At 65.4% G+C, this 1,599-nt stretch carries 1 protein-coding gene; it reads right to left on the minus strand.

Annotation, left to right across the window (positions count from 1 at the left end):
- Nucleotides 1-191: 191 nt before the first annotated feature.
- Nucleotides 192-1,511 (minus strand): glutamate-1-semialdehyde 2,1-aminomutase, encoded by a 1,320-nt coding sequence (locus ACAM49_RS40065; RefSeq protein ID WP_369640719.1) that lies wholly within the window; start codon nucleotides 1,509-1,511, stop codon nucleotides 192-194.
- Nucleotides 1,512-1,599: the final 88 nt, after the last annotated feature.

The following is a 1,599-nucleotide window of genomic DNA, read 5'->3' on the forward strand; positions in this document are numbered from 1 at the left end:
ACGTCTCCCGCACCACCGGTCACCAGCACGCCGGACACCCCGCCACCACCCACTGCCTCACCTGATTCCGCTGTCCATGAATCCCATCGGATCAATGAATAGTCGGTTCAAGAGCATTCCGCGAGACCTTGTCCGCGATCTGGCACAGAATCGCCCTGGCAAACCAGACGATCACGGCACGCGAGGCGAGCTCACTCCTCGATGCGCCGCGGAGCGGCCGTGCGGCGCAGGGCCGGGGCGACCGGCCGCCCGGTGAGAAACCCATCGGTGCCTCCCTGTTCGAGCGCCTTGCGGTAGGTCTTGGCCGCCGCCTGGCAGGCATCGATGGTGTGGTCGATATCCGCGTCGGTATGCGCCGCCGAGTTGACGAACGACTGCCCCAGCACACCGTGATCCAGCAACTCCTGCAGGAACAGGGTCCGATAGGGCTGGGAGGGAACACCTTCGGGATCCCGCGTGAGGAACACCAGACACGAGGGCCGCCCAGTCACCTCGAGCCGATCACCGATCCCCAGATCCGCCGCAATGGCATTCACGCCCGCCGCCAGCCGCCGCCCGGACTCCTCCATGCGCGCAATCGGATCCGAGGTCCGATAGGTCTCGACCACCGCGCGAAAAGCGGCCAGCGAGGCGGTCTCGGGCCCGTGGGTGGTGGACAGCAAGAAGACTCGATCCGCGTCGGTGCGCAGCCCACCCAGCTCCATGAACTCCCGCTTCCCCGCCAGCGCCGACAACGGGAACCCGTTGGCCATCGCCTTACCCCAGCAGGAGAGATCGGGCACGACACCGTAGATCCGTTGCGCGCCACCGGCAGACCATCGGAACCCCGTGATCATCTCGTCGAACACGAGCAGCGCGCCGAACCGATCACATAGCGCGCGAGCACCTTCGAGAAATCCGGGCGCGGGTTCCGCTAGCGCCGTTGCCTGTTCGAGGAATACACACGCGATCTCGTTGTCGCGCAACACCGTTTCCAACGACTCCAGATCGTTGTAGCGGAACCGCACCGTCGACACCGCCGGAATCCCCGCGTTCATCTCGGTCATCCCGATGAACCAGTCATCCACGGAAAAGAACGGCTGATCACACACGGCCACGGTCTCGCGGCCCGTAGCCGCCCGCGCCAGCCGCACCGCCGCCGTGGTGGTATCGGATCCGTTCTTGGCGAACTTCACCATGTCCGCCCCGGGTACCAGACTCAAGAAGTCCTCGGCGGCAAGCAGTTCCAGCTCGGTAGGTCGAGAGAAGTTCACCCCGTCGGCGATGACCCGAGCCACCGCATCGACCACCGGCCGAAACCCGTGCCCCAGCGTCACCGAGCGCAACCCCATGCCGTACTCGACGTACTCGTTGCCGTCCGCATCCCAGACCCGAGCGCCGTCGCCACGTACCAGGACGGGGGCCATGCCCTCCGGGTACTGATCTGCACCGCGCGCGTAGGTATGCGCCCCACCCGGCACCACCTCGTGCAATCGGGTCTGAATCGCATTACTGCGCTGGTAATCACGCATGCCGCCCCACCTCCACGGCGCAAGTCTATAGGGCGGAAAGGATAAAAGCGGAAAAGACAAAAGACGCCTGGAGAAGGGAGGGGAGGGG

The organism is Nocardia sp. JMUB6875, assembly GCF_041154655.1.
GTDB lineage: Bacteria > Actinomycetota > Actinomycetes > Mycobacteriales > Mycobacteriaceae > Nocardia.

What these genes read in the sequence shown, in the direction of transcription:
- ACAM49_RS40065 (WP_369640719.1), bottom strand. Translation starts at nt 1,511, where the DNA reads ATGCGTGATTACCAGCGCAGTAATGCGATTCAGACCCGATTGCACGAG.